General features: G+C 61.7%; 16 protein-coding genes and 1 pseudogene. 13 read left to right on the forward strand and 4 right to left on the reverse strand.

The window, feature by feature from the left end:
* Window positions 1-379 precede the first annotated feature (379 nt).
* Window positions 380-718, reverse strand: coding sequence for a hemophore-related protein (locus tag AU188_RS03085; RefSeq protein ID WP_059162181.1), 339 nt, complete (start codon window positions 716-718; stop codon window positions 380-382).
* Between the two features lie 397 nt (window positions 719-1,115).
* Here AU188_RS03085 and AU188_RS03090 point away from each other — a divergent pair.
* Together AU188_RS03090 and AU188_RS03095 are read left to right on the forward strand one after the other, a co-directional pair.
* Window positions 1,116-2,570: pseudogene (locus AU188_RS03090) on the forward strand (MFS transporter); the annotation flags it as partial.
* A gap of 145 nt (window positions 2,571-2,715) precedes the next feature.
* Window positions 2,716-4,014: a glycosyltransferase gene (locus AU188_RS03095; protein WP_059162183.1), complete on the forward strand. Its 1,299-nt coding sequence runs from the start codon at window positions 2,716-2,718 to the stop codon at window positions 4,012-4,014.
* Between the two features lie 19 nt (window positions 4,015-4,033).
* Here AU188_RS03095 and AU188_RS03100 read toward each other — a convergent pair whose 3' ends face one another.
* The gene (locus tag AU188_RS03100; RefSeq protein WP_286137256.1) at window positions 4,034-4,882 is read right to left on the reverse strand and encodes a class I SAM-dependent methyltransferase; all 849 of its coding nucleotides are present in this window, start codon (window positions 4,880-4,882) and stop codon (window positions 4,034-4,036) included.
* A gap of 304 nt (window positions 4,883-5,186) precedes the next feature.
* Between AU188_RS03100 and AU188_RS03105 the strand changes: the two genes are divergently transcribed.
* The 4 genes from AU188_RS03105 to AU188_RS03120 are packed head-to-tail and all read left to right on the forward strand — an operon-like array spanning window position 5,187 to window position 8,851.
* On the forward strand, window positions 5,187-6,251 hold the full coding sequence (locus AU188_RS03105) for a dTDP-glucose 4,6-dehydratase (RefSeq protein ID WP_082686447.1): 1,065 nt from the start codon (window positions 5,187-5,189) through the stop codon (window positions 6,249-6,251).
* Window positions 6,248-6,691 carry a cupin domain-containing protein gene (locus tag AU188_RS03110; protein WP_059162186.1) on the forward strand — a complete coding sequence of 148 codons (444 nt, stop codon included), beginning with the start codon at window positions 6,248-6,250 and terminating at the stop codon, window positions 6,689-6,691. Before AU188_RS03105 ends, AU188_RS03110 begins: the two co-directional genes overlap by 4 nt.
* A gap of 2 nt (window positions 6,692-6,693) precedes the next feature.
* Window positions 6,694-7,923: a class I SAM-dependent methyltransferase gene (locus AU188_RS03115; protein ID WP_156426562.1), complete on the forward strand. Its 1,230-nt coding sequence runs from the start codon at window positions 6,694-6,696 to the stop codon at window positions 7,921-7,923.
* Window positions 7,924-7,933: 10 nt separating this feature from the next.
* Window positions 7,934-8,851 (forward strand): Gfo/Idh/MocA family protein, encoded by a 918-nt coding sequence (locus AU188_RS03120; RefSeq protein WP_059162187.1) that lies wholly within the window; start codon window positions 7,934-7,936, stop codon window positions 8,849-8,851.
* An 18-nt stretch (window positions 8,852-8,869) separates the two neighbouring features.
* Here AU188_RS03120 and AU188_RS03125 read toward each other — a convergent pair whose 3' ends face one another.
* Window positions 8,870-10,261, reverse strand: coding sequence for a condensation domain-containing protein (locus AU188_RS03125; protein WP_059162188.1), 1,392 nt, complete (start codon window positions 10,259-10,261; stop codon window positions 8,870-8,872).
* Window positions 10,262-10,553: 292 nt separating this feature from the next.
* On the opposite strand from AU188_RS03125, the gene AU188_RS03130 reads away from it, so the two are divergent.
* A complete protein-coding gene (locus tag AU188_RS03130) occupies window positions 10,554-11,822 on the forward strand; it encodes a glycosyltransferase (protein WP_059162189.1) in 1,269 nt (422 codons plus the stop codon).
* A gap of 67 nt (window positions 11,823-11,889) precedes the next feature.
* Here AU188_RS03130 and AU188_RS03135 read toward each other — a convergent pair whose 3' ends face one another.
* On the reverse strand, window positions 11,890-12,684 hold the full coding sequence (locus AU188_RS03135; RefSeq protein ID WP_059162190.1) for a GAP family protein: 795 nt from the start codon (window positions 12,682-12,684) through the stop codon (window positions 11,890-11,892).
* Window positions 12,685-12,979: 295 nt separating this feature from the next.
* Between AU188_RS03135 and AU188_RS03140 the strand changes: the two genes are divergently transcribed.
* From AU188_RS03140 to AU188_RS03165, 6 genes are all read left to right on the forward strand, one after another.
* Window positions 12,980-14,296 (forward strand): WS/DGAT/MGAT family O-acyltransferase, encoded by a 1,317-nt coding sequence (locus AU188_RS03140; protein ID WP_059162191.1) that lies wholly within the window; start codon window positions 12,980-12,982, stop codon window positions 14,294-14,296.
* Window positions 14,297-14,332: 36 nt separating this feature from the next.
* Window positions 14,333-15,601 carry a glycosyltransferase gene (locus AU188_RS03145; RefSeq protein ID WP_059162192.1) on the forward strand — a complete coding sequence of 423 codons (1,269 nt, stop codon included), beginning with the start codon at window positions 14,333-14,335 and terminating at the stop codon, window positions 15,599-15,601.
* A gap of 78 nt (window positions 15,602-15,679) precedes the next feature.
* The gene (locus AU188_RS03150) at window positions 15,680-16,519 is read left to right on the forward strand and encodes a phthiotriol/phenolphthiotriol dimycocerosates methyltransferase (protein WP_082686449.1); all 840 of its coding nucleotides are present in this window, start codon (window positions 15,680-15,682) and stop codon (window positions 16,517-16,519) included.
* Between the two features lie 65 nt (window positions 16,520-16,584).
* Window positions 16,585-17,853 carry a glycosyltransferase gene (locus AU188_RS03155; RefSeq protein WP_059162193.1) on the forward strand — a complete coding sequence of 423 codons (1,269 nt, stop codon included), beginning with the start codon at window positions 16,585-16,587 and terminating at the stop codon, window positions 17,851-17,853.
* 439 nt (window positions 17,854-18,292) lie between these two features.
* Window positions 18,293-19,405 (forward strand): acyltransferase family protein, encoded by a 1,113-nt coding sequence (locus AU188_RS03160; RefSeq protein WP_082686450.1) that lies wholly within the window; start codon window positions 18,293-18,295, stop codon window positions 19,403-19,405.
* 637 nt (window positions 19,406-20,042) lie between these two features.
* The gene (locus tag AU188_RS03165; protein ID WP_059162195.1) at window positions 20,043-21,317 is read left to right on the forward strand and encodes a glycosyltransferase; all 1,275 of its coding nucleotides are present in this window, start codon (window positions 20,043-20,045) and stop codon (window positions 21,315-21,317) included.
* Window positions 21,318-21,349 lie beyond the last annotated feature (32 nt).

Below are 21,349 nucleotides of genomic sequence, written 5' to 3' on the forward strand. Positions count from 1 at the left end.
GTGCCGTAGCGGGGGGTTGCCAGGCGGACACCTGGCCGAAGGGCTAAGCGGTATCGGGGTCCAGGAGCGGGTCGATCAGCGACGAAGCCGACGGCGCCGGCGCCAACGTCTGCGGGGTTGCGAGGGAGGTCGGGCCCGGTGCCCGTTTCGGGGGCTCGTCGCGTCGTGCACCACCCACGACGACGGATCGACATCAACGTCGCGCTTCAGCCGGAGCCGTCGCAGCTCCGCGCAATGTGACCAAAGCTGTTGACCGCCACCGGTATCCCGCGTGGCATCACATGCACCGCGGCCTTCCAACTGGAACCTCGCAGTCCCACATCCGCATGAGCAGCACTACGGATCCGGAGGACGAAGCCAGGGCTCGCAGTCAACCCGCTCAGTAGTTATTGCAGACGCTGAAGACGTGCTGGAGGACTGGAATGGCTTGCGCAGCGCCGGGGTTGCTCGCCACCATCTGGGCCATCGCCGCGCGTTCACTCGGCGGCGAGGCGAGGAACTGTTGAATTGCGGACTGGTCGGGCGGCGATGCGTTGAATCCCGCTGCCGCCTCCGGACGTTCCGCATTGAGCGCCGCCACAAACTGCGGGTAAGTGCAGGTCGTGTTGATGGCCGGACCCAGATCTGGAGCTGCGGACGCGACCCCGGCTCCTGCGGTCAGCAACAATGCCAGACCGCCGAGCCCGCTAGCCAACGTGGTCAGCGACAGTTTGATCATCGTATCCACCCTCCCTAATGGCTGATTGCAGCGACTCTACTCGCGAGTACTGCACTTTGCGGCAATATCACACAAGCCAGCAAACCACGGACCTGACATGTTGCGGCCCGTCGAGCGCCCGGCCTCCCAGATCGAAGATGGGTGACATCTGTCGGCCGGGCCGGCGGTAACGGTGTCTCACACCCACCGTCCCGAAGCTCCCGCATACCTGTGCGCCCGGGTGACTCACAGAACGACGGCCGCGCAACCTATGTTTGCTATAGGGTGGCCCGATATGGCGGCTCTCAACGATGGTGAGTGGGCAAATCACTCGACGACAGAGCGCGCCGAACGAACGGCCCCGACCCCTGTCGAAGCGACTACGGGCCGCCATGGGGAGAAGTCGTTCGCGACCCGCCGGTCGTCTCGCCGATTCGTCGCAACGGTGGCCGCGATTGGCGGCATTGAGTTGATGGCGGCGATGGATGGCCCCATTGCGATCTTTGCGCTTCCTACGATTCAGAACGAATTGGGCCTGTCGGATGCCGGGCGAAGCTGGGTGATCACCGCCTACCTATTGACTTACGGCGGCCTGATTTTGCTAGGCGGCCGCCTCGGTGACACCTTCGGGCGCAAGCGCATTTTCATCTTCTCCGTCGCGCTGTTCACCATTGCCTCGGCCATGTGCGGAATCGCCTGGGACGGGCCGAGCCTCGTGGTGGCGCGGCTACTGCAGGGCATCGGTGCCGCGATCGCCATACCGACCTGTTTGGCATTGGCGGCGACAGCGTTTCAGAAGGGGCCGGAGCGCAACGCGGCGATTGCGGCATTCGGTGCGATGTCCGGTGTGGGCGCGGTTATCGGCTTGGTTGCGGGCGGGGCGATCACCGAAGTGTGGTGGCGGCTGGCGTTTTTGGCGAATGTGCCGATCGGGCTGCTGGTTATCTACCTGGCCAGCGTCGCGCTGCGGGAAACCCAGAAGGAGCGGGTGCATCTCGATGCCGCCGGGGCTGTGCTGGCGACATTCGTCTGTACTGCAGGGGTTTTCGGCTTGTCGATGGGGCCGGAGAAGGGCTGGCTGTCGGCTCCGACGGTCGGTTCAGGTGTAGTGGCCCTGGCAGCTTTCGTGGCGTTCGCCGTCGTGGAGCGATCGGCGGAAAATCCCATCGTCCCATTTGGTCTGTTCTTCGACCGCAGCCGGCTGGCCGCGTTCGGCGCCTTCTTCCTTTCCGGGGGGGTGATGTTCACCTTGATCGTGGTGGTCGCCCTCTATGTGCAGAACATCATGGGCTACAGTCCGCTGCGCGCGGGCATCGCCTTCGTCCCGTTTGCCATAGCGATCGCAGTCGGGATGGGCGTGACATCGCGGTTGGTGCCGTGGTTCCCGCCACGGGTGGTGGTTGTCGTCGGCGCCATCCTGCTACTGGGCGCGATCCTTTATGGCTCGACGCTCAACCGTGGCATCCCGTACTTCCCGAATCTTGTGCTTCCGATTGTCATCGGCGGTATTGCCATCGGCATGATCAACGTCCCACTTGGGTTGTCGGTGATCGCAAGTGTGGGCTTCGACAAGATAGGACCCACCACGGCGATCGCAGTGATGCTGCAGGGTCTCGGCGGGCCGTTGGTGCTGGCTGGCATCCAGGCCGTCGTCACGTCGCGCACGCTGTCGCTCGGCGGCACCAGCGGGCCGGTGACGGTCATGAATGAAGCCCAGTTGGACGCACTGGACAAAGGCTTCACCTACGGCTTGGTATGGCTCGCCGGGGTGGTCGCTCTGCTCGGTGGGGTGGCGCTGCTCATCGGCTACACCGCGAAGCAGGTAGGGCGGGCGCAGGAAGTCGAGAAAGCCATCGACGGTCGGAGAAAGTAGCCCATACTCGTCCGGCGTGAGCGTAAACGAGCGACAGACGGCTTTCCGTCCAATGAATGCAGACGGATGCCGAGCTACCCGCGGGTGGCTCAGCCACATGCCAGGCTTTGCAAAATACGCGCGTAGAGAGTAAAGCTAATTCGCAATGAAATTTGTGTTGGCATGCTTTGGAACTCGCGGCGATGTTGAGCCCGGCGTTACTCTTGGCCGTGAGCTGCTGCGAAGAGGGCACGAAGTTCACATCGCAGTCACGTCAGAAATGGTTGGTTTCGTAGAATCGGCTGGGCTCACGGCGGCTACTTATGGGGTGGATGCCAAGCCGGTGATAGAAGCGTACCGAGAGTTCACTGGATATCTCCCCCCAAAGTCATTCCAGATACACGAACTGATCAGGTCGTGGCGCAGATACCGGAAGTTATTTGCGGAGTGCTGGAGCGACATCGGTACGACGTTGACGTCGCTAGTGGATCGGCCTGATCTGCTATTCACCGGCCTGGGTTTCCAGGAGGCTGCCGCCAACGTCGCGGAGTATTACGACATTCCGTTGGCCACGCTGCATTGGTTCCCGCAGAGGGTGAACAGCCAGCAATTTCCGTACCTACCGGCGCCGTTGAGCCGCGCTGCAATGACATTGGACGAGTGGTTGTATTGGCAGATGACACAGAAGGTCGACAACACGCAGCGCAGTGAATTGGGCCTACCGAAGACAACCGCCTCCTCCCCGCGACGGATCGCCGAACGCGGATCGCTGGAACTCCAGGGCTACGACGAAGTGTGCTTTCCCGGGCTGGCAGCCGAATGGGCCAGGTTGGATGTCCGACGGCCGTTTGTTGGCGTGATGACGGCGCAGTTGCCGACAAATTGCGACGACGAGGTCGCCTCGTGGATCGCTGCGGGAACGCCGCCGATCTATTTCGGCTTCGGCAGCATGTGGGTTGAATCTCCGGTGGACACTCTCGCAATGATCAGCGAGGCCTGCGCACAATTAGGGGAACGCGCGTTGGTTTGCTCTGGGCAGAGTGATTGGAGCGAACTGCCGCACTTGGAGCACGTCAAGGTTGTCAGTGCGGTAAACCATTCGGTCACATTTCCCGCTTGCCGAGCGGTCGTGCACCACGGTGGCTCGGGCACCACGGCCGCAGGCCTGCGCGCCGGAGTCCCCTCGTTGATCCTGTGGACGACGGGCGATCAACCGCTCTGGGGAGACCGGGTCAAGCGATTGAGGGTGGGCACGACTCGACGCTTTCTGAGCACTACCCGTGAATCGCTGATCGCGGATCTCCGGACCATACTGGCCCCGCAGTTCGCTACCCGGGCCCGTGCGCTAGCCACCCGGATGACTGAACCCGCCGACAGCGTTGCCAAGGCCGCCGACCTTGTGGAAGGTCTGGCCCGCCGCGGCCGTGTTGGCTTATTCGGCAAGGGCACCTTCGAGGACTCGTAGAGCCGTCGCGACCGCGGGGCTACCGGAGTGCGGAAAGTTCAGCAGCCGCCTGATCAGTGAAAGCTACTTTTTTCTGTAGGATGAGTTGCGAGTAAACGTTCAGAATTTTGTATTCGCCTTTGCGGTATTTCAAAAATACGTTGATTGCCCACGCCGGGTTCGCCCGAGCGCGAGGGTAGCCAGGCCACAAAAAGTCGTCAAAGATCAACAGCCCGCCCTGCTCCAACAGCCGCCATGCGCTGATCGCGTCTGTTAACACATCATCGGCAAAGTGCGACCCATCCACATAAATCACATCAAACTTCTGCTGTTCATCGAGCAGCTCTGCTAGCACATGCACGGATGCGCCTTTGCGCTTGGTTAGCCGCGATGCGAACGGTGCAAGATTGCCGTCGAAACGGGCTTCAAGGCCTTGCAAATCCCTGTAGTGGTGGTATTCGCTTCCGGCCCATGTGTCCACGGCTGTCAGGTGTCCTTGCCAGAAATAAGCCAGAAGGAACAGGGTTGAACGGCCCTCCCAGGACCCGATCTCGAGTATCCGTACGGGATCGGCGCGGTCAAAGACCTTCGCAAACGTGACGCACCACAGGACGATAATTGCGTCAGCCGTGTCGAACCATAATTCCTTGAACCGGCCTTTTGCTGCCTCCGCCTCAAACTCGGTACGAACCTCAGTCACGTTTTTCCGCGCGCGAAACAAAACCCCAAATTTCACCAGGAGATAACGCAAATTGGTCGTAAGATAGTGCCACAGCACAGTAGGGTGATCTTTCCCCACGCGCAATAACAGCGCAAAGCTCTGGGCTTCCCAACGAATTTGGGTTCTCCTGGACAGCCCGATCACGTTGCTCTCGGCCGTGTTCGACAAGATCGATGCCTTTTCTCTCGCGGCTCGGATTGTGCATTCCGACCAATGAAACGCTTCGGCAAGTTCGGTGGTGGGTAGCCTTTGGCATGTTAGCAGGGCGCCGGCTCACAAGCGTGACATTTTCGGACAGGCAGTCGTAGCTACTGCGCCAATTCTTTTGTGTCGAACGCAACTATGGCATGCAACTGGCGACCGGACGGTTGTTGGTGCGGTTATCGCACATCTTCGGGTTGTGACACTTGTGGTTGCGCTTCGAATCCTTTGAACACCTGCCGGGCGCGATGGCGGCACTTAAGGTGACGCCATGGATTGCAAACTGATTCTCGTTACGGGAGGGCTCGGGTTCATCGGGAAGCACTTCGTAAAGCGCTGCCTGGAGCTCGGCCATTTCGTCACGAATGTCGACGTAGTGAACTACGCCGCGGACCGGTTCGCGAATGAAGGGTTTCTGCGGCACCCGAACTACCGGCACATTGCCGAGGACATCGCCGCCCTCGGTCACCTGCCTGACAGCGACGTCATTGTGAATTTCGCCGCCGAGTCGCACGTCGACAACTCCATCGTCGACAACCAACAGTTCTGCTACTCCAACATCCTTGGTGTCCAGCGCCTGCTCGAGTTGGTGCGCGTCAAGAATCCGCATGAAGCGCCCCTGTTTGTTCAGATCAGCAGCGACGAGGTGTACGGCGACATCGCGAACGGCCGTCACAGTGAGTGCGATCCGATGCGCCCGTCGAACCCGTACTCCGCGACCAAGGCGGCTGCCGACATGCTGGTTCTCGGCTGGGCGCGCACTTACGGATTGCGCTACAACATCGTGCGTATGACCAATAACTACGGACCCTTCCAATACCCGGAGAAGCTGATTCCAAAGTCCATCCTCCGTATGCGCCGCGGCCTGCCCGCGCTGATGCACGGCGATGGCAGCTACGTGCGCTCATGGGTCCACGTGGCGGACGCGGCGGAGGCTCTGCTGACGATCTTGGACAAGGGCGAACGCAACACCGTGTACAACGTGCGTGGGGACGACGAGTTGCCCAACATCGATGTGCTGCGCAAGCTCGCCCGTATCTTGAACCGCTCCGAGTCTGAAGCCTTTGTGTCCGTGCCCAATCGCGTGGGCCAGGACATCCGCTACAGCCTCGACGATTCGCGGCTCCGCGCGCTGGGCTGGCAGCCGACAAGGGTGTTTGACGAAGAGCTGACCAAGATCGCTGTTGACGATGACTTCATGCGCTTCCTCGGAGGAAACTCCTTCGCGCCCTACCAAAGCGATGGCTTTGGCGCGACGGAGGTTGCAGCTGAATACGACTTCAAGCACTTCCTCTCAGAACGCGCCACCATGATCCACCAGGAAAGTCGACGATGAGCAACAAGGGTGAGCAGTCCGAGGCCTGGCCTACGACCGGGCCAATCGTGTCCCTACCGGCCGCGTTCGAGGATGCACGCGGCGTGATTCAGACGCTGGTGGACGGCGGTGTGCAGAGCGTTCAGATCATCACGTCGAAGGCGAACACGGTGCGGGCCAACCACTATCACAAGACCGACTCGCACTATATGTATGTGCTGAAAGGCACGATGAAGTATGTGCATCGCGCCGCTGGCGACACATCGGCGCCAAGCTGGCTGCTGGTGAAGGAAGGTCAATTGGTATACACGCCTCCACTCGTCGAGCACGCGGTCGAATTTCTGGAGGATTCCGCGTTCCTCAACATCACCGGCAAGCCTCGCGACCAGAGCTCTTACGAGGATGACCTTGTGCGTGTCGATCTGTACAAGTCCGCCGGCAACCCGGAACCGGGCGAGTGACGGTGCTGCCTCATCACCACAGGCGTGGTGACTGCCGGCTATGTGGGTCCCAAATTCTCGAGCGGGTGCTGCAACTGACGCCGACACCGCCGGCCAATTCCATGGTGAGCGCAGCCGATTGCGCTGTGCCGCAGCCCGTGTATCCACTTGATGTGTACCGCTGCGACGGCTGCGGTCACCTGCAGCTGCTCGACATCGTGGATCCCAAACTGCTGTTCTCCCACTATGTTTACGTTTCGAGCACTTCGCCCGTCATGGTGCGCTACCTACAGGAGCAATGCGCTGCCATCATCGAACGCGCGTGCCTGAAGCCCGGAGACCTGGTAGTCGAGATCGGCTCGAACGACGGAACATTGCTGCGCTTCTTCAAAGCGGCCGGTATGCGTGTGCTTGGCGTCGATCCGGCCGCCAACGTCGTGCCCGACACATCGGAGATCGAGACCCTCACAGATTTCTTCAGCGCCGATCTCGGACGCCAGATACGCGAGAAATATGGACCTGCGCAGGCGATCTGCGCGTACAACGTCTGTGCGCACATCGATGATCTGCGCGGCGTCGTGGACGGCGTGCGCGCCCTGATCGCGCCCGACGGTCAGTTCGTCTTCGAGGTCGGCTATTTGCTCGACGTCTATCGCAAGACGCTTTTCGACACCGTGTACCACGAGCATGTCGACTTCCACCATGTCGAGCCATTGCAGGGCTTCTTCGCCCGTTGCGGCCTCAAGCTTCTGCACACGGAGCGCTCGGACATCCAGGGCGGAGCCCTTGTCGGCTACGTGGGTAGTCCGGACCGGACTGAGGAAGCATCGGTAGCCGCGATGATCGCCGACGAGCGGGCCGCCGGCCTGCACCGTGCCGACACGTTCCTGACTTGGAGCGACATGATTCGGCAGCGCGGCGAAGAGTTGATGGCGCTGCTACGCGGCCTGAAGGCGGCAGGCAAATCGATCGCCGCTTACGGCGCGCCAGCGAAGGCGACGACGCTGATGTATCACTTCGGTCTGGACGGCTCGGTGCTCGACTACATCGTGGACGACAATCCGATCAAGCAGGGCATGTTCACGCCGGGCCTGCACCTGCCGGTATTGCCGGTGGAAACGCTGCGCGAGCGCAAGCCCGACTATGTGGTGCTACTCGCGTGGAACTTCGCGGAGTCCATCGTCGCAAAGCAGCGCGGTTACATGCCGCACGGTCGCTTCGTTCTGCCGCTGCCAGACCTCGCGATTCTCTGAAGGCGGGCGGGTGCGGTTTGGACTGATTGGCGCGGGCCGCTGGGGCACGCGTTACATCGACACGCTCGCACGGCTGCCGGGAGCGGTCCTGGCCCACGTGGGCAGCCGCAATCAGGAAACGGCGCGGCTGGTCCCGAAATCGTGCCGAATTTCCGGCGACCGGCGCGCAGTGCTGGCAAACCCGAGGCTGGACGGCGTCATCCTGGCCTCACCGCCGATGACGCACGCTCCGCTGGCGCTGGAGGCAATCGCCGCCGGGTTGCCAGTTCTCATCGAAAAGCCGATGGCGATGAACGTCGCCGAAGCGCAGGCAGTAGCCGCGGCCGCCGATGCAGCCGGTGTCCTGGTCATGGTCGGGCACACACATCTGTTCAGTCCCGCCTACCGCGCGCTCAAGCAGCGCGGTAATGCTCTCGGCCGCCTTCGATGCACGCAGTCGTCGGCCGGCAATGACGGACCGACGCGTCTCGATGCGAGCGTGTTGTGGGACTGGGGGCCGCATGATGTTGCCATGTGCCTGGACCTCTTCGGCGATTTTCCGGAGAGCGTCCAGGCGTCGATTGTCGGGCAGAAGCGGACCCCGGGGGGCATCGGGCAGGCGCTCGCGCTGCAACTCGGATTTCCGTCGGGCGGGCGCTCACACATTCGCGTAAGCAACATTGAGGTTCGAAAGGTGCGGGTATTCGAAGCGACTTATGACGACGGTCGTCTGGTTTATGACGACGTTCGTGCACCCAAGCTAAGGCAGTCACAGCGCGGGGACGGCGGCGTCGAGCCGATCGCCGTGGACCCTCTACCGCCGCTGACATGCCTTGTACAGGAGTTCGCGGAGTCGATTAGGTCGAATGAATCCACGCATCCAAGCCTCACACTCGGAGTGCAGGTGGTGCAGGTATTGGCGCAATGCGACGCAATGCTGTGCACATAACAGACGAGCATCCGCTGCTCAGTCGATCTCGGCCGTGAGGCCGAACTCAGCCAGTGTGCGGGCGGCCAACTCCCGCAAAGCGGGTTTCGTGTTGTCGGTGCCTGGGTCGTAGGCCGCGAGGGTGATGAAGACCTTGCCGCTCAAGCGTCCAGAGAGCACGGTCATCTGACCGCCTATTGACTCGAGCCACTGTCGCGGTACGTGCTGCCCAGTCACCCGCGCAGCGGCGTACTCGGCGTCGGTGCCGTCGAGCCGGCTGAGCACCGAGCCGAGGTCGCCGAGGTTCGAGCAGAGCACCGGGCGGTCGGGGTCGGCGAACCCCGTGTAGACCATCTGTCTGAGCACCCGTTTCGGGGTGAACGGCGTGAGCCACAGGACTTGCTGGTCGTTCGGCGTCTCGCGCAATGTTTGCAGCGACTGCTTGATCGCGGCCCGGATGTCTTGCAGATCCGTCGTTACGCCGGTGGGATCGACCGTCACGCGGGCATACGACAGAGCCATCGCGCGGGTATCCTCCATCGTTCGATCGCTCATCGGCAGCTGCAATGTGACGGCGCCGTCACTGGCACGCCGACGCCCCATTCGTTCCCCGAGTTTGGCGGCCAACGCCGCGATCAGTGTGTTGCTCGTCCCACCAAGAGCCTGGGCGCGGGCGTCCCAGTCGGCGAGGTCGATGTAGATGGAGACGACCGGTACGACGACAAGGTCGTCGCTTCCGCCTTTGGGGAGTACAGCCTTGCGCGGTGCCGGTGATGGGGCACCGGCACGTCGGCTCTCGCGGGCCATCTTCCCCACCAAGGCGAGTGCGCGGCCAATCTCGGGGATGTCCAGTGCTGTTCGGCGAGCATCCTCGACGATGGCGCGAAATCGGGTCCGGGAGCGAGGCATGGGATAGCCGAGATTTCGCGTGTTGCCCAAGATTGCATCAGCCAATACGAGCGCAAGCCCGAGGCCGTCGATCAGGTAGTGGGAGACCACCAGACTGACCGCCGTCGAGCCGTCCGTCAGCGGAAGGACGCCGAGGTGCCAGCCGGGACCTGTCTCGGAATCTACGGGCAATTGTGAACGCTCATCGGCCCAGTCGCTCAGTTCATCGCGCGGACGGGCGGACCCAGCCATATCGATGTCCGACGGCTGCGGATCGAAGACCCATCGATGCCGGGTGAACGGAAGCGGCGAGCGTTCGATGCGTCGGCCCAACAATCCGTAGCCCAGGTTGTGGTGAAAGCGGTTCACGGCGTCGAAGTCGATGGCGTGCTCGTACACCCATACGCACTGAATCACGACCTTCTGGTTGGCCGCGCGGTGTCCCGCGAACAAGGCTTGGTCGACCAGCGCAAGCCGGTTGTCCGGCTGCGCATCATCTTTGGATCCGCGGCCGTTCGACGACGCGCGAGGAACCCGAAGCACCGGTCAGCCTCCGACGACAGATGAATCGCCCACGACGCCCCAGACGACGCAAACTTTGCAGAGGGGGGCGGCGACGAGGTCGGTATAGCTGTGCCGAATCACCTCACGAGGGTAACTGATCCGCTCTGACCGGATACTTACGAGCGAGACCCCGTCGAAGGTCTGACGTTTGCTGCATTTGGGCGGTCACCCACGCGGTAGAACCGCTGCTGGCCGTGGTGAATCCGAGAGTGCGTGAGCCTGTTAGTTCCTCGCGAAATGCGTATCAGGAAGTGAAAGGTAGGATCGCCGCGTGAAATTTGCACTGGCGAGCTACGGAACCCGCGGCGATGTCGAGCCGTGTCTCGCTGTCGCAAGTGAGTTGCTACGGCGCGGTCACGAAGTACGCATCGCCGTGCCGCCGGATCTTGTCGGCTTCGCCGAGTCTGTCGGGCTGGCTGTGGTCGCCTACGGTCCTGATGCGCGGCGGTGGCAGGACCTGCACCGCGAATTCTTGACACACCTGACCCGCAAGCCATGGAAGGTGCGGGACCTGAGACGGTTGTGGCGCGAAGATTGGGCACTCTTCAGGCGGAGCTGGGAGGAGATGAGTTCGGCCCTGGCATCGCTGGCAGACGGTGCCGACTTGTTATTCACCGGTGTCCTTGGCGAGCAGTCTGCTGCCAACGTCGCGGAGCACTACGACATTCCGTTGGCTACGTGGCATACCTACCCGATGCGGCCCAACGGTCAACTTTTTCCATTCCTGCCGGCGCCGTTGGCCCGCTCCGCAGTTTTGGCATCCGAGTGGCCTAATCGCCTCCTGACGAAGAAGCTCGAGGACGCACAGCGCCGTGAACTCGGCTTGCCGAAGGCCACCGGACTTCCGTCGCGAAGGATCGCCGAACGTGCGGCACTGGAAATTCAAGCCTACGACGAGATGTGCTTCCCCGGGTTGGCCGCCGAATGGGCGAATTGGAGGGAGCGACGGCCCTTCGTGGGAGCTTTGACGCTGGACCTGCCAACCGAGGCCGATGACGATGTTGCGTCCTGGATTGCCCGCGGATCACCGCCGATTTTCTTCGGCTTTGGCAGCATGCCTGTGGATTCTGCGATTGGCACCTTCGCGATGATCAACGAGGCCTGTGCGCGGTTAGGCGAGCGAGCAGTGGTCGTCTCCGGCGGCAGCGATTTCAGCCGAATTCCCCGTGCCGAGCACGTGAAGGTGGTCGACACTCTGAACCTCGCGGCAGCTTTTCCGGTCTGCCGCGCGGTCGTACACCACGGTGGTTCGGGCACTACGGCAGCGAGCTTGCGTGCCGGGGTGCCGACGTTGGTCCTTTCGTCGTGGCCCGACCAAGCGCTCTGGGGCACGGTGGTCAGCCAATTGAAGGTGGGTATCACCCGCCGCTTCTCCGCCACTACGTGCGACTCGTTGGTTGCAGATCTGCGCACCATCCTCACCCCGCAATATGCCGCCCGCGCCCACGAGGTCGGCATTGGAATGAGCAAACCCTCCGAAAGCGTTGTGGCCGCTGCTAATCATATGGAGAGGTGCGCGCGCTTGCGCCATGTCGGCTGATTGGACGCAACGGCCCGGTGAGATATCCGCACCGTCAAGCCGCGCCCAACAGTTTCGCGGCCGGCGCTCAGCCGGTGACCACGCCCCTGAGGATCAACGCGACCCCGCCGATTAAACACATGGCGATCAGAATTTTTCGGTGGTGACTCAAAGCCCAGTCGTGCAGTCGTTGCAGCGTCGCTTGGGTTTTTGTTGGCGCGATCAGACAACTGATGAGCGTGATCTCGACGACAACATTGATCCCGATGATGAAGGCGATGCCGGCGGCGATCTGCGCGCCGATTTCGGCTCCCGACGTCACGATGAACGCGAGGAGTAGTAGACCCGCGTCGGGTTCGATCCCCCCGAATCCGATGCCGATCGCAAAAGCGATCCATAGGGATCCATTCTTCCATCCATCGTGGATGCGCCGTAGCAGTCGCCGAAATGCAGAATCGCTCTCCGCCGGCGCAGCTTGCGCACGGCTGTAAAGTCGCGAGATCGATTGCGGCACGGGCAGGGTCGCCGCGGGGGCCGGCCCGTTGCCGCCGGTTGGCGGCAACTCCGCTGGCTGACGCTTGCGGATAAGCGAGTTGGTTACCAATAGCGCGGCGATAAATAGCGCCAGCACACCCAAGCCGATTTGAATGTAACGGACGATGGGACTGGTGAAGAAATCGTCTACAAGTGGCTCAAACATCGGCGTGACGTGCAGGAGCGTCAGTGGAACCGACACGGCGACGATGCACGCTGTCAGGCAACCGAGCCCGTAAGCGATTAGGTTTTGTATCGGCCGCGGTCGGGAGATCACGAGAAGGGCGATGCCGATACGAAGCGGGTTGAGCCCGGATAGAAGCCCTAGCACCAAGACTGAGCTCCACATGGCGGCAACATTACCGGTTGGACCTCGGTTGCTGCTTTACGGCTTCTTGTGATCTCGGGATAAGACACCTCGTCGTCGAGCAAGCAGGCCCGCGATGACTTCAGCGCAGCCCACTACTGAGCAGTCGTCGGCCTAACGGACTGATCGCGCTATTTTGGGTCCCAGAAACCGTGCATGAACGGTGCTCGATTACTCCAGCGAACTCAGCCTTATCGGCACCACCGTGAGTTTGCCGCAACTGATACGATCCGTCGTCGCGTCGAAGGTATAAATACCGCTAGAAGTACGGTGGAGAATGGACAATGTGCTGGATCCGGTTGATCAGGCCATGTTCGAATTCGGGCGAGTGACGGGGATCAGCGTCCTGATTCAATGTGCCTGGGTGTACAACCGCGGTGTCGACATCAATGGTCTGCGCCGGTTCCACGCCCACTTGCACCGTGGGCGGCTATCCCGCCGCATCGAACGGTCACCGTTGCCCTTCGGCCGCCATCGCTGGATATCGCCGAACGGATCGCATGACATTGAGTTCGTCGCATCGGACCGACCCCGTGACCAATTCGATTCCTGGCTCAACGAGCAGGCCAACACCACGCGCATCGATCCCGAGCATGGACCCGGATGGCACCTTGCGGTGCTTCCGTTCGCAGACGGTGGCGCCGGCGTCAGCTTGCTGGTCCCACATTGCCTTGCCGACGGCCTCGGGTTAACCGAGGCCGTCGCGGACGCCGCACTTGGTCGCGACGACCCGGTTAACTGGCCCCGTGCTGCGTCACGCCGACGGTGGCGGGCGGTCCGCGAGGACGCCCGCCAAACCGCACGAGACACCCGCACGATCGGTCGGGCCCTCGCAGCGGCAATACGGTCGGGCCGGCAAAGCCGCGTCGGCGGCGCACCGCGTTCTGCCGCGCCGCTTGTGCGGTTCGCTGGAACCCCGGAACCCATCACGGTGCCAATCGCGACCATGCTCATCAACGTCGAGGATTGGGAGGCCCGCGCGCAGTCACTCGGCGGGACCAGCAACGCGCTGCTTGCAGGGATAACTGCCCGGCTTGCCGAGCGAAGGGGACGCGTCACTGCGGACGGCCTAGTCACCTTGCGGATCCCGCGCAACGAGCGGACAGCCGGCGATACTCGGGGCAACGCGGTCAGCAATATCGACATCACGGTCGACCCTGCAGTTGTCACGACTGATCTGCGCGGGATTCGGGCCGAAATCAAACGCGCGTTGATTCGCCACCAAGAAGTGCTGGACGACGAGCGGGCACTGCAGTCACTTGTGCCTTTGCTTCCCAAGCGGCTCCTCAAGAAACTCGGCGGCAATGGGACCAGCGTCGTCGCAACACACCTGGGCGTCGTCGATCCGGCCGCGACCCGTCCAGATGGCGTGGTCGCCGACCACTTCGCGATGAAAATGCATTATGCGGGGATGACCAAGGAGATGCTGCATCGCTTTGGCGGGCTGCAGATCGTTGCGTTCGGAAGTGCTAATGGAGAAGCTTTTTTGATGGTCCATGCGTACCAGACCGGCCGCACGAACTCGAATGACGATCTGCGACAAGATGTTTCGAGTGTCCTGAAAGAGTTCGCCCTTACCGGTACGCATCTCTGAGCGTTTCCGTGTCGACGTCGGACTAGGATTTCCGCGATGAAATTTGTGGTGGCCTGCTATGGCAGTCGCGGCGACGTCGAGCCCTGTGTCGCCGTCGCGCGCGAGTTGATGCGTCGCGGGCACGACGTGCGCATGGTGGTCCCTCCGGACCTGGTTGACTTCGCCGAGTCTGTCGGGCTCTCCGCGGTTGCCTGCGGAACAGATATGCGGGAGGTTCTTGACGCGCACCGCAACTTCTGGAGGAGCTTCTTCCGCAGCCCATGGAGGATCCCGGAGCTCATCAGAACGCGGCGTGAAGTAGGGAAGGCCATATTTCACTCCTGGGAGCAGATGGGCGCGACGCTGACGTCGCTGGCGGACGAGGCCGACTTGCTGTTCACAGGCCTCAATTTCGAGGACGCTGCTGCCAATGTCGCTCAGTATCACGACATTCCGCTGGTAACGCTGCACTACTTCCCCTTGCGGGTAAATGGCCAGCTTCTTGCCTTTCTGCCAGCGCGACTGGGCCGCTGGGTAATGCGGGTGTTCTGGTGGGTGTCGTGGCGGGGGACGAAGAAAATCGAGGATGCGCAGCGCCGTGAATTGGGCCTACCCAAAGCAACCGGTCCCTCACCCCAGCGGATTACCGAAGGCGGGGCGCTGGAGATCCAGGCCTACGACGAGACCTGCTTTCCGGGGCTCGCAACGGAGTGGGCTGAGCGGCGTGAGCAGCGGCCCTTCGTCGGGGCGTTGACGATGGAGTTGTCGACGGGTGCCGATGAGGAGGTTGCCTCGTGGGTTGCTGCGGGAGAACCGCCGATTCTCTTTGGCTTTGGCAGTATTCCGATCGAATCTGCGGCCGACACATTAGCCATGATCGCGGCGGCTTGCGCGCAACTGGGCGAGCGGGCGTTGGTCTGCTCTGCCGGGACCGACTTCGGGGACGCCTCCCATTTGGAACATGTCAAGGTGGTGGGCACGGTGAACTACGCGACCGTCTTTCCGACCTGTCGCGCGGTTGTCCACCACGGCGGCGCAGGCACGACTGCTGCAGGCCTGCGAGCGGGGGTGCCGACGTTGATCCTCTCGACCGACCTCGATCAATCACTCTGGGGCGTCCGCGTCAAACGGTTAAAAGTCGGTACTGCTCGGCGCTTTTCGACCACTACTCGAGAAACACTCGTTGCCGACCTGCGCACTATCCTCACTCCCGAGTACCTGGCCCGGGCCGGCGAGATTGCGGCTCGTATGACCAAACCCGCCGAAAGCGTGTCGGCCGCGGCCGACCTTGTAGAAGCCTTCGCGCGCCGACGAAGCGTCGGCTGATTGCCGTACCGATCGCGTCGGCCGCACCTCGATGCGACATTTGCTGCTACCGAGGTGATCGACAAGTAGCATGCCTAAATGACCTCCAATACCCCAGGTGCACCGGGTGTGCTCGAGCGGGGCATTCTAGCGGTCGTTCGCGGCGCGCAGAAGCGGTTCTACCCTTACCTGACCCGCCGCGTCGACGACAATGTCGTCTTCCTCAACTATGGCTACGAAGAAGATCCGCCGATGGGCCTGGAACTGGATGCCGCCGACGAGCCCGAGCGCTACCCGATCCAGCTGTATCACGCCACCGCCACCCAGGCGGACGGGCTTGCTGGCAAGCGGGTGCTGGAGGTTGGCTGCGGACACGGCGGCGGCGCCTCGTATCTGGCGCGCACAATGGCCCCGGCCTCGTATGTGGGGCTTGACCTCAACGCCGCCGGTATCGCGTTCTGTCGCCGCCGCCATCAGGTGCCGGGCTTGGAGTTTGTGCACGGCGATGCCGAAAACCTGCCCTTCCCCGCAGAGTCCTTCGATGTGGTGATCAATGTCGAGTCCGCGCACTGCTACCCACACTTCGATCGATTCCTCGCTGAGGTTGCCCGGGTGCTACGCCCCGGCGGCGCGTTCCTGTATACCGATGTGCACCATGCTGACTGGGCGGCTCAAGGGAAGGCGGCCCTCGAGAGCGTCCCTGGTATGTCGGTGGTGTCACAGCGCCACATCGACGCCGAGGTACTGCGGGGAATGACACTGAATTCAGAGCGCATGCAAGCCTCCATGGCGAAGGCGGCGCCGCGTTTCCTGCAGCGTTGGGTACGCGACGGGTTACCGGTTTATGGGTCGGCGATATACCGGAACGTCCAGAGCGGACGAGACCAATACTGGATGTACTGTCTGGTCAAGGCGACGACAGTGGATGACCGTACTTAGCCACCTTGATCAGCCGATGGTGCCGACAACCGATGCGCGCATCAGAAGTGAGGACCAAATCTGCGATGAAATTTGTGCTGGCCTGCTATGGAACTCGCGGCGATATCGAGCCCGGCGTCGTCCTCGGGCGTGAGCTGGTTCGCAGGGGGCATGAGGTCCGGATGGCTGTCGCACCCGACATGGTTGCGGGAGTTGAGGCGGCTGGGCTTCCTGCGGTCGGGTACGGCCTGGATACACAGGCCGAGATCGACACACACCGCGACTTCTGGACGTCGCTCTTCCGCAACTTCTGGAAGCTTCGCGAGGTCACCAAGTTGTGGCGAGAACTTTGGGACCGCGGCATCCAGTCAAGCGAGGAGATGAGTAGGACGCTTGTTTCGCTAGCAGACGGCGCCGATCTGCTAGTCACCGGCATAAGTTTCCAGGAGGGTGCGGCGAATGTCGCCGAGTACTACGACATTCCGCTGGTCACCCTGCACACGTTCCCAGTGCGGGCCCACGGCTACCTTCTTCCCTTCCTTCCGGCGCCGGTGGGCCGCTCCGCAATGTCTCTGTTCTGGTGGCTGCATTGGCGCATGACGAAGAAGTTCGAGGACACGCAGCGGCGAGAACTCGGTCTGCCGAAGACCACCGCGCCCTCATGGCGTCGGATCGCGGAACGCGGTTCCTTGGAAATCCAAGCTTACGATGGGATCTGCTTTCCGGGCCTGGCAGCCGAATGGGCAGAATACGGAGCTCAGCGGCCGTTTGTTGGCGCATTGACGATGGAGTCGCCGACGGATGCGGACGAGGAGGTCGCGTCGTGGATTGCCGCGGGGACGCCGCCGATTCTGTTCGGGTTCGGGAGTATCCCGGTCGCATCTCCCGCCGACACGCTCGCAATGATCGGCGAGGCTTGCATGCAATTGGGCAAACGAGCGTTGGTTTGCTCGGCATGGAGTGACTTCAGCGACATCCCCCATTTCGAGCACGTCAAGGTTGTCGAGGGGGTGGACTTCGAGGCGATTTTTCCCGTCTGCCGCGCAGTTGTGCACCACGGTGGCGCGGGTACCACCGCCGTGAGCCTGCGTGCAGGGGTTCCCACGTTGATCCTTTGGACATGGCCCGACCAGTCGCTCAGAGGAGGCGCGGTGAAACGGCTGAGGGTCGGGACCTCCAGGCGCTTTTCGTCCATCGACCTCGAGACTCTCGTCGATGATCTGCGCACCATTCTCGCCCCCGAATATCTCTATCGGGCCCGCGAAGTCGGCCCCCAGATAACCAAGCCCGCCGAAAGCATCGCGGTAGCGACCGATCTCGTGGAAGACCGCGCCCGCCTCGGGCGTGTTGGGTGAGATCCGCACGATGAGGGACATACGAGCCCCGGGGTGAGTGCCCAGTTGCTATGGAGTGGCGCCGCAACGCAGATTCTGATATGGATAGTTAGTAGCGACGTAGATCGCGGGGGTCTCGGCTGCGCCGAGGGGGAATAAGAGCAGGGTCTAGTTCGGATTAGCTGGCACTTGCCGCTGGTCGAACTGCAAGGGGGGACGTTGTCCAGAGTTGGCACGCTTTTGGAGAAGTGCTTTGTCCGCTTTCGCCGCACTTCGGTAGCGGCAGCGTCATCGGCGGATTCTGATCGTATGCCCAGTTTATGCACACCGCATCACCGGCACTGACGTCACGACTTTACAGCGGACCACCACCGGAGGTGACGGTCTCGACCGCTGTCGACATCGCGCTGTCCCATTTGTTTCACATTAAACATGCAGAAGACGGAACGGTACGGTACTGATGGCTGAACGGGCGAGCCTCGGGGAAGCATTCGATCCCCGAAACAACGCACTCAACACCTGGCGACTGATCCTCGCGTCAGGAGTGATCCTCGTCCACGCCTACCTCTTCATCACCCGTCACGTCCCCACTGGGCAGTTCCTCGGCGACATATGGGTCGACGGGTTTTTTGCCATCTCCGGTTTTCTCATCACCGGAAGCTGGCTCAACAAACGCAAATCTCGCACGTATTTCGCTGCTCGCGCACTACGGATTTTCCCCGCTCTGTGGGTATGCCTCATCGTCATCGCGTTTATCCTCGCGCCTGCGACCGGCACCGTGAAACTCGCCTCGCAAATCGGGTTCGTCCTGAAAAACGGCACTCTCTTCCCGATACAACCAGACATAGACGGAACGCCCACTCAAACCCATTACCACATCTGGAACGGCTCCCTATGGACCCTGCTCTTTGAGGCCCTGTTCTACTGCCTCGTCGCCGCACTGGGAGCTGCTGGACTGGTGCGCAGATGGTTTATCTCCGCGGCCTTCGCGGCGACGTTGACGTGGACGGTTCTGCTCGTGATTTACCTGCCCCCGGCAAGCTTCTTCCGGCACATGCTCGAAAGCGGACAACCCGTCGGCCCGACCGACTTTCTGATGCTGATCCAAGCCATCACGGCGCGCCTTCTGATCATGTTCCTGGCCGGCGCTCTGCTCTATGTGTACCGCGACAAGATTCCCGCCAATTGGACATTCGTGGCGGTAAGTGCAGCCATCTTCGCCGCCTCCATGTGGCTGCCGGACTACCGGCTGGTCGGCGCCATACCGCTTGCCTACTTACTGATCGTTTCCGGCGCACTTATCCGCCACAAACGGCTGCAGCTACGCAACGATCTTTCCTACGGCACTTACATTTACTCTTTTCCACTCCAACAAGTACTCCTCATCGTCGGCCTGAGGGTCCCTCCTTTAGTGTTTGCCGTCATTTCCACCGCAGTCACACTCCCAGTAGCCGCACTGAGCTGGTTTTTGATTGAGAAACCCGCCCTATCCCTGAAGCGGCGAATCGAACGCCGCGAGAAGGCGCCCGAAACAAAGCCCACACGTAATGTGGCCGAGCGCACTCGGCAATAACAACCTGGCAACGAAGTTGCAATTTGTGCCATCTGCCCGCGTGGCTCGGCCGTTCCGCATGACGGACTTCGGTGGCTGCATCGGCGCCGGAGGACGCGCAGCGCCGTGAACTCCGCCTCCGGAAGCGACAGCCCCGCGAGTCGAGGTTGTTCCGGGTGTGGCTTTCGAGGCGATCTCGCGCTCTGTCGTGCGGTTGAGGATCACCGTGGCGCGGGCACCACGGCCATAAGCCCACGCGAAGGGATCCCGTGCTGATCCTCTGATGTGGCCGGGTCAGTCGCTGAGGGAGGCGCGGTCAGACGCCTCAAACTGGCCACTGCCAGGCGATTCTCATCCACTAACCTGGACACGATCCTCAACGACGCGCGCCTTTTTCTTACCCAAATCCCGGGTCCGAGCCCCTGAGATAGCGCCTCCAACAACCAAACCCGCCGAAAGCATTGCGGCTGTCACCCAACTTGTAGAAGATTATGCAAGCTCCGGACGTGTTAGCTGATCAATAGGGGGACCGTCTTGGTGGTCATCGAACGGCTGAATATTCAATGTCCCGGCTTACTGCCCGCGAAACCTTGGAGCGGCTGCGAAGCTAGCACTGTCTTTCGAGAGTGCGCGCGGAGGTGACGAATAGGGGCTCCCGATGAAGTTCGTTCTGGCGAGTTGGGGGAGTCGTGGCGATATCGAGCCTTTCGCCGCGGTCGGCCGTGAGCTTCTGGACCGGGGGCACGATGTTCAGCTGGCGGTCTCGCCAGACATGGTTGGCTTCGTATCGGCGGTCGGCCTTCCGGCGGTCCCCTACGGGCCGAATGTGCAACCGATAGCGCACGCGCACCGCGCCTACTGGACATGTCTCTTTCGCAACTTTTGGAAGCTCCAGGAGATGAGCAGGTTGCGGGCTGAAGTTTGGAACCCAATAGCCGAGTGCTGGCAGGAGATGAGTCAAACGCTCATGTCGGTGGCGGATGGGGCCGACCTGCTTTTCACCGGCTTGAACATCGAAGACATTGCTGCCAATGTCGCCGAATACTACGGTATTCCATTGGCCACGCAACATTGGTTCCCGCTGCGGCCGAACGGTCAGCTGTTGTCATTTCTCCCAGCGCCAATGACGCGCAGCGCAATACGGGCCTTCTGGTGGCTATCTTGGCGCGGCACGAAGACACTCGAAGACACGCAGCGCCGAGCGCTCGGCTTATCAGAGGCACGATGTTCTGGGATTCGGCGAATCACTGAACGTGGATCCCTCGAAATCCAAGCGTACGATGATTTTTTCTTTCCTGGCCTCAAGACCGAATGGACCAAATTCAACGACCAACGTCCCTTCGTTGGAACGCTCACAATGGAGTTGCCCACAGAAGCCGATGAGGATGTCCTGTCCTGGATTTCCGCGGGGACGCCGCCGATTTTCTTCGGCTTCGGCAGCATCCCAGTCGAATCCCCGGCAGAGACGCTCGCGAAGATCGACACGGCTTGTGCGCAATTGGATGAACGGGCACTCGTTTGTGCTGCGTCGAGCGACTTTAGCAGCGTCGCCAATTTCGAGAGGGTCAAAGTCGTGCAGACAATGAATTACGCGTCCATCTTTCCGGCCTGCCGTGCGGTAGTGCACCACGGAGCTCCGGGGACCACAGCAGCAGGCCTGCGAGCCGGAGTCCCCGCACTGATCCTCTCGACGGACATCGATCAGACCGTCTGGGGAGCCGCAGTAAAGCGGATGCAGGTGGGCACCGCTCGACACTTTTCTACCGCTACACAGGAAACGCTGATTGCGGATCTGCGCACTATTCTCGCACCTGAGTACGCTGCTAGGGCGCGCGAGATTGCGGCTCGGATGAGCAAGCCAACCGAAAGCGTGATGGCGGCAGCTGATCTCGTCGAGGACTTCGCCCGCCATGGCGCAGCAAGGCAGCGGTAGGTGGCGGGTGATAATCGTTGCTGCCGCCATAT

The sequence above is a fragment of the Mycobacterium sp. IS-3022 genome, from assembly GCF_001500065.1.
Classification (GTDB): Bacteria; Actinomycetota; Actinomycetes; order Mycobacteriales; family Mycobacteriaceae; genus Mycobacterium.

Bases quoted from the DNA above. Each gene is read 5' to 3' on its own strand.
- AU188_RS03085 (WP_059162181.1), bottom strand. From the start codon at position 718: ATGATCAAACTGTCGCTGACCACGTTGGCTAGCGGGCTCGGCGGTCTG.
- AU188_RS03095 (WP_059162183.1), top strand. From the start codon at position 2,716: ATGAAATTTGTGTTGGCATGCTTTGGAACTCGCGGCGATGTTGAGCCC.
- AU188_RS03105 (WP_082686447.1), top strand. From the start codon at position 5,187: ATGGATTGCAAACTGATTCTCGTTACGGGAGGGCTCGGGTTCATCGGG.
- AU188_RS03110 (WP_059162186.1), top strand. From the start codon at position 6,248: ATGAGCAACAAGGGTGAGCAGTCCGAGGCCTGGCCTACGACCGGGCCA.
- AU188_RS03135 (WP_059162190.1), bottom strand. From the start codon at position 12,684: ATGTGGAGCTCAGTCTTGGTGCTAGGGCTTCTATCCGGGCTCAACCCG.
- AU188_RS03140 (WP_059162191.1), top strand. From the start codon at position 12,980: ATGGACAATGTGCTGGATCCGGTTGATCAGGCCATGTTCGAATTCGGG.
- AU188_RS03145 (WP_059162192.1), top strand. From the start codon at position 14,333: ATGAAATTTGTGGTGGCCTGCTATGGCAGTCGCGGCGACGTCGAGCCC.
- AU188_RS03150 (WP_082686449.1), top strand. From the start codon at position 15,680: ATGACCTCCAATACCCCAGGTGCACCGGGTGTGCTCGAGCGGGGCATT.
- AU188_RS03155 (WP_059162193.1), top strand. From the start codon at position 16,585: ATGAAATTTGTGCTGGCCTGCTATGGAACTCGCGGCGATATCGAGCCC.
- AU188_RS03160 (WP_082686450.1), top strand. From the start codon at position 18,293: ATGGCTGAACGGGCGAGCCTCGGGGAAGCATTCGATCCCCGAAACAAC.
- AU188_RS03165 (WP_059162195.1), top strand. From the start codon at position 20,043: ATGAAGTTCGTTCTGGCGAGTTGGGGGAGTCGTGGCGATATCGAGCCT.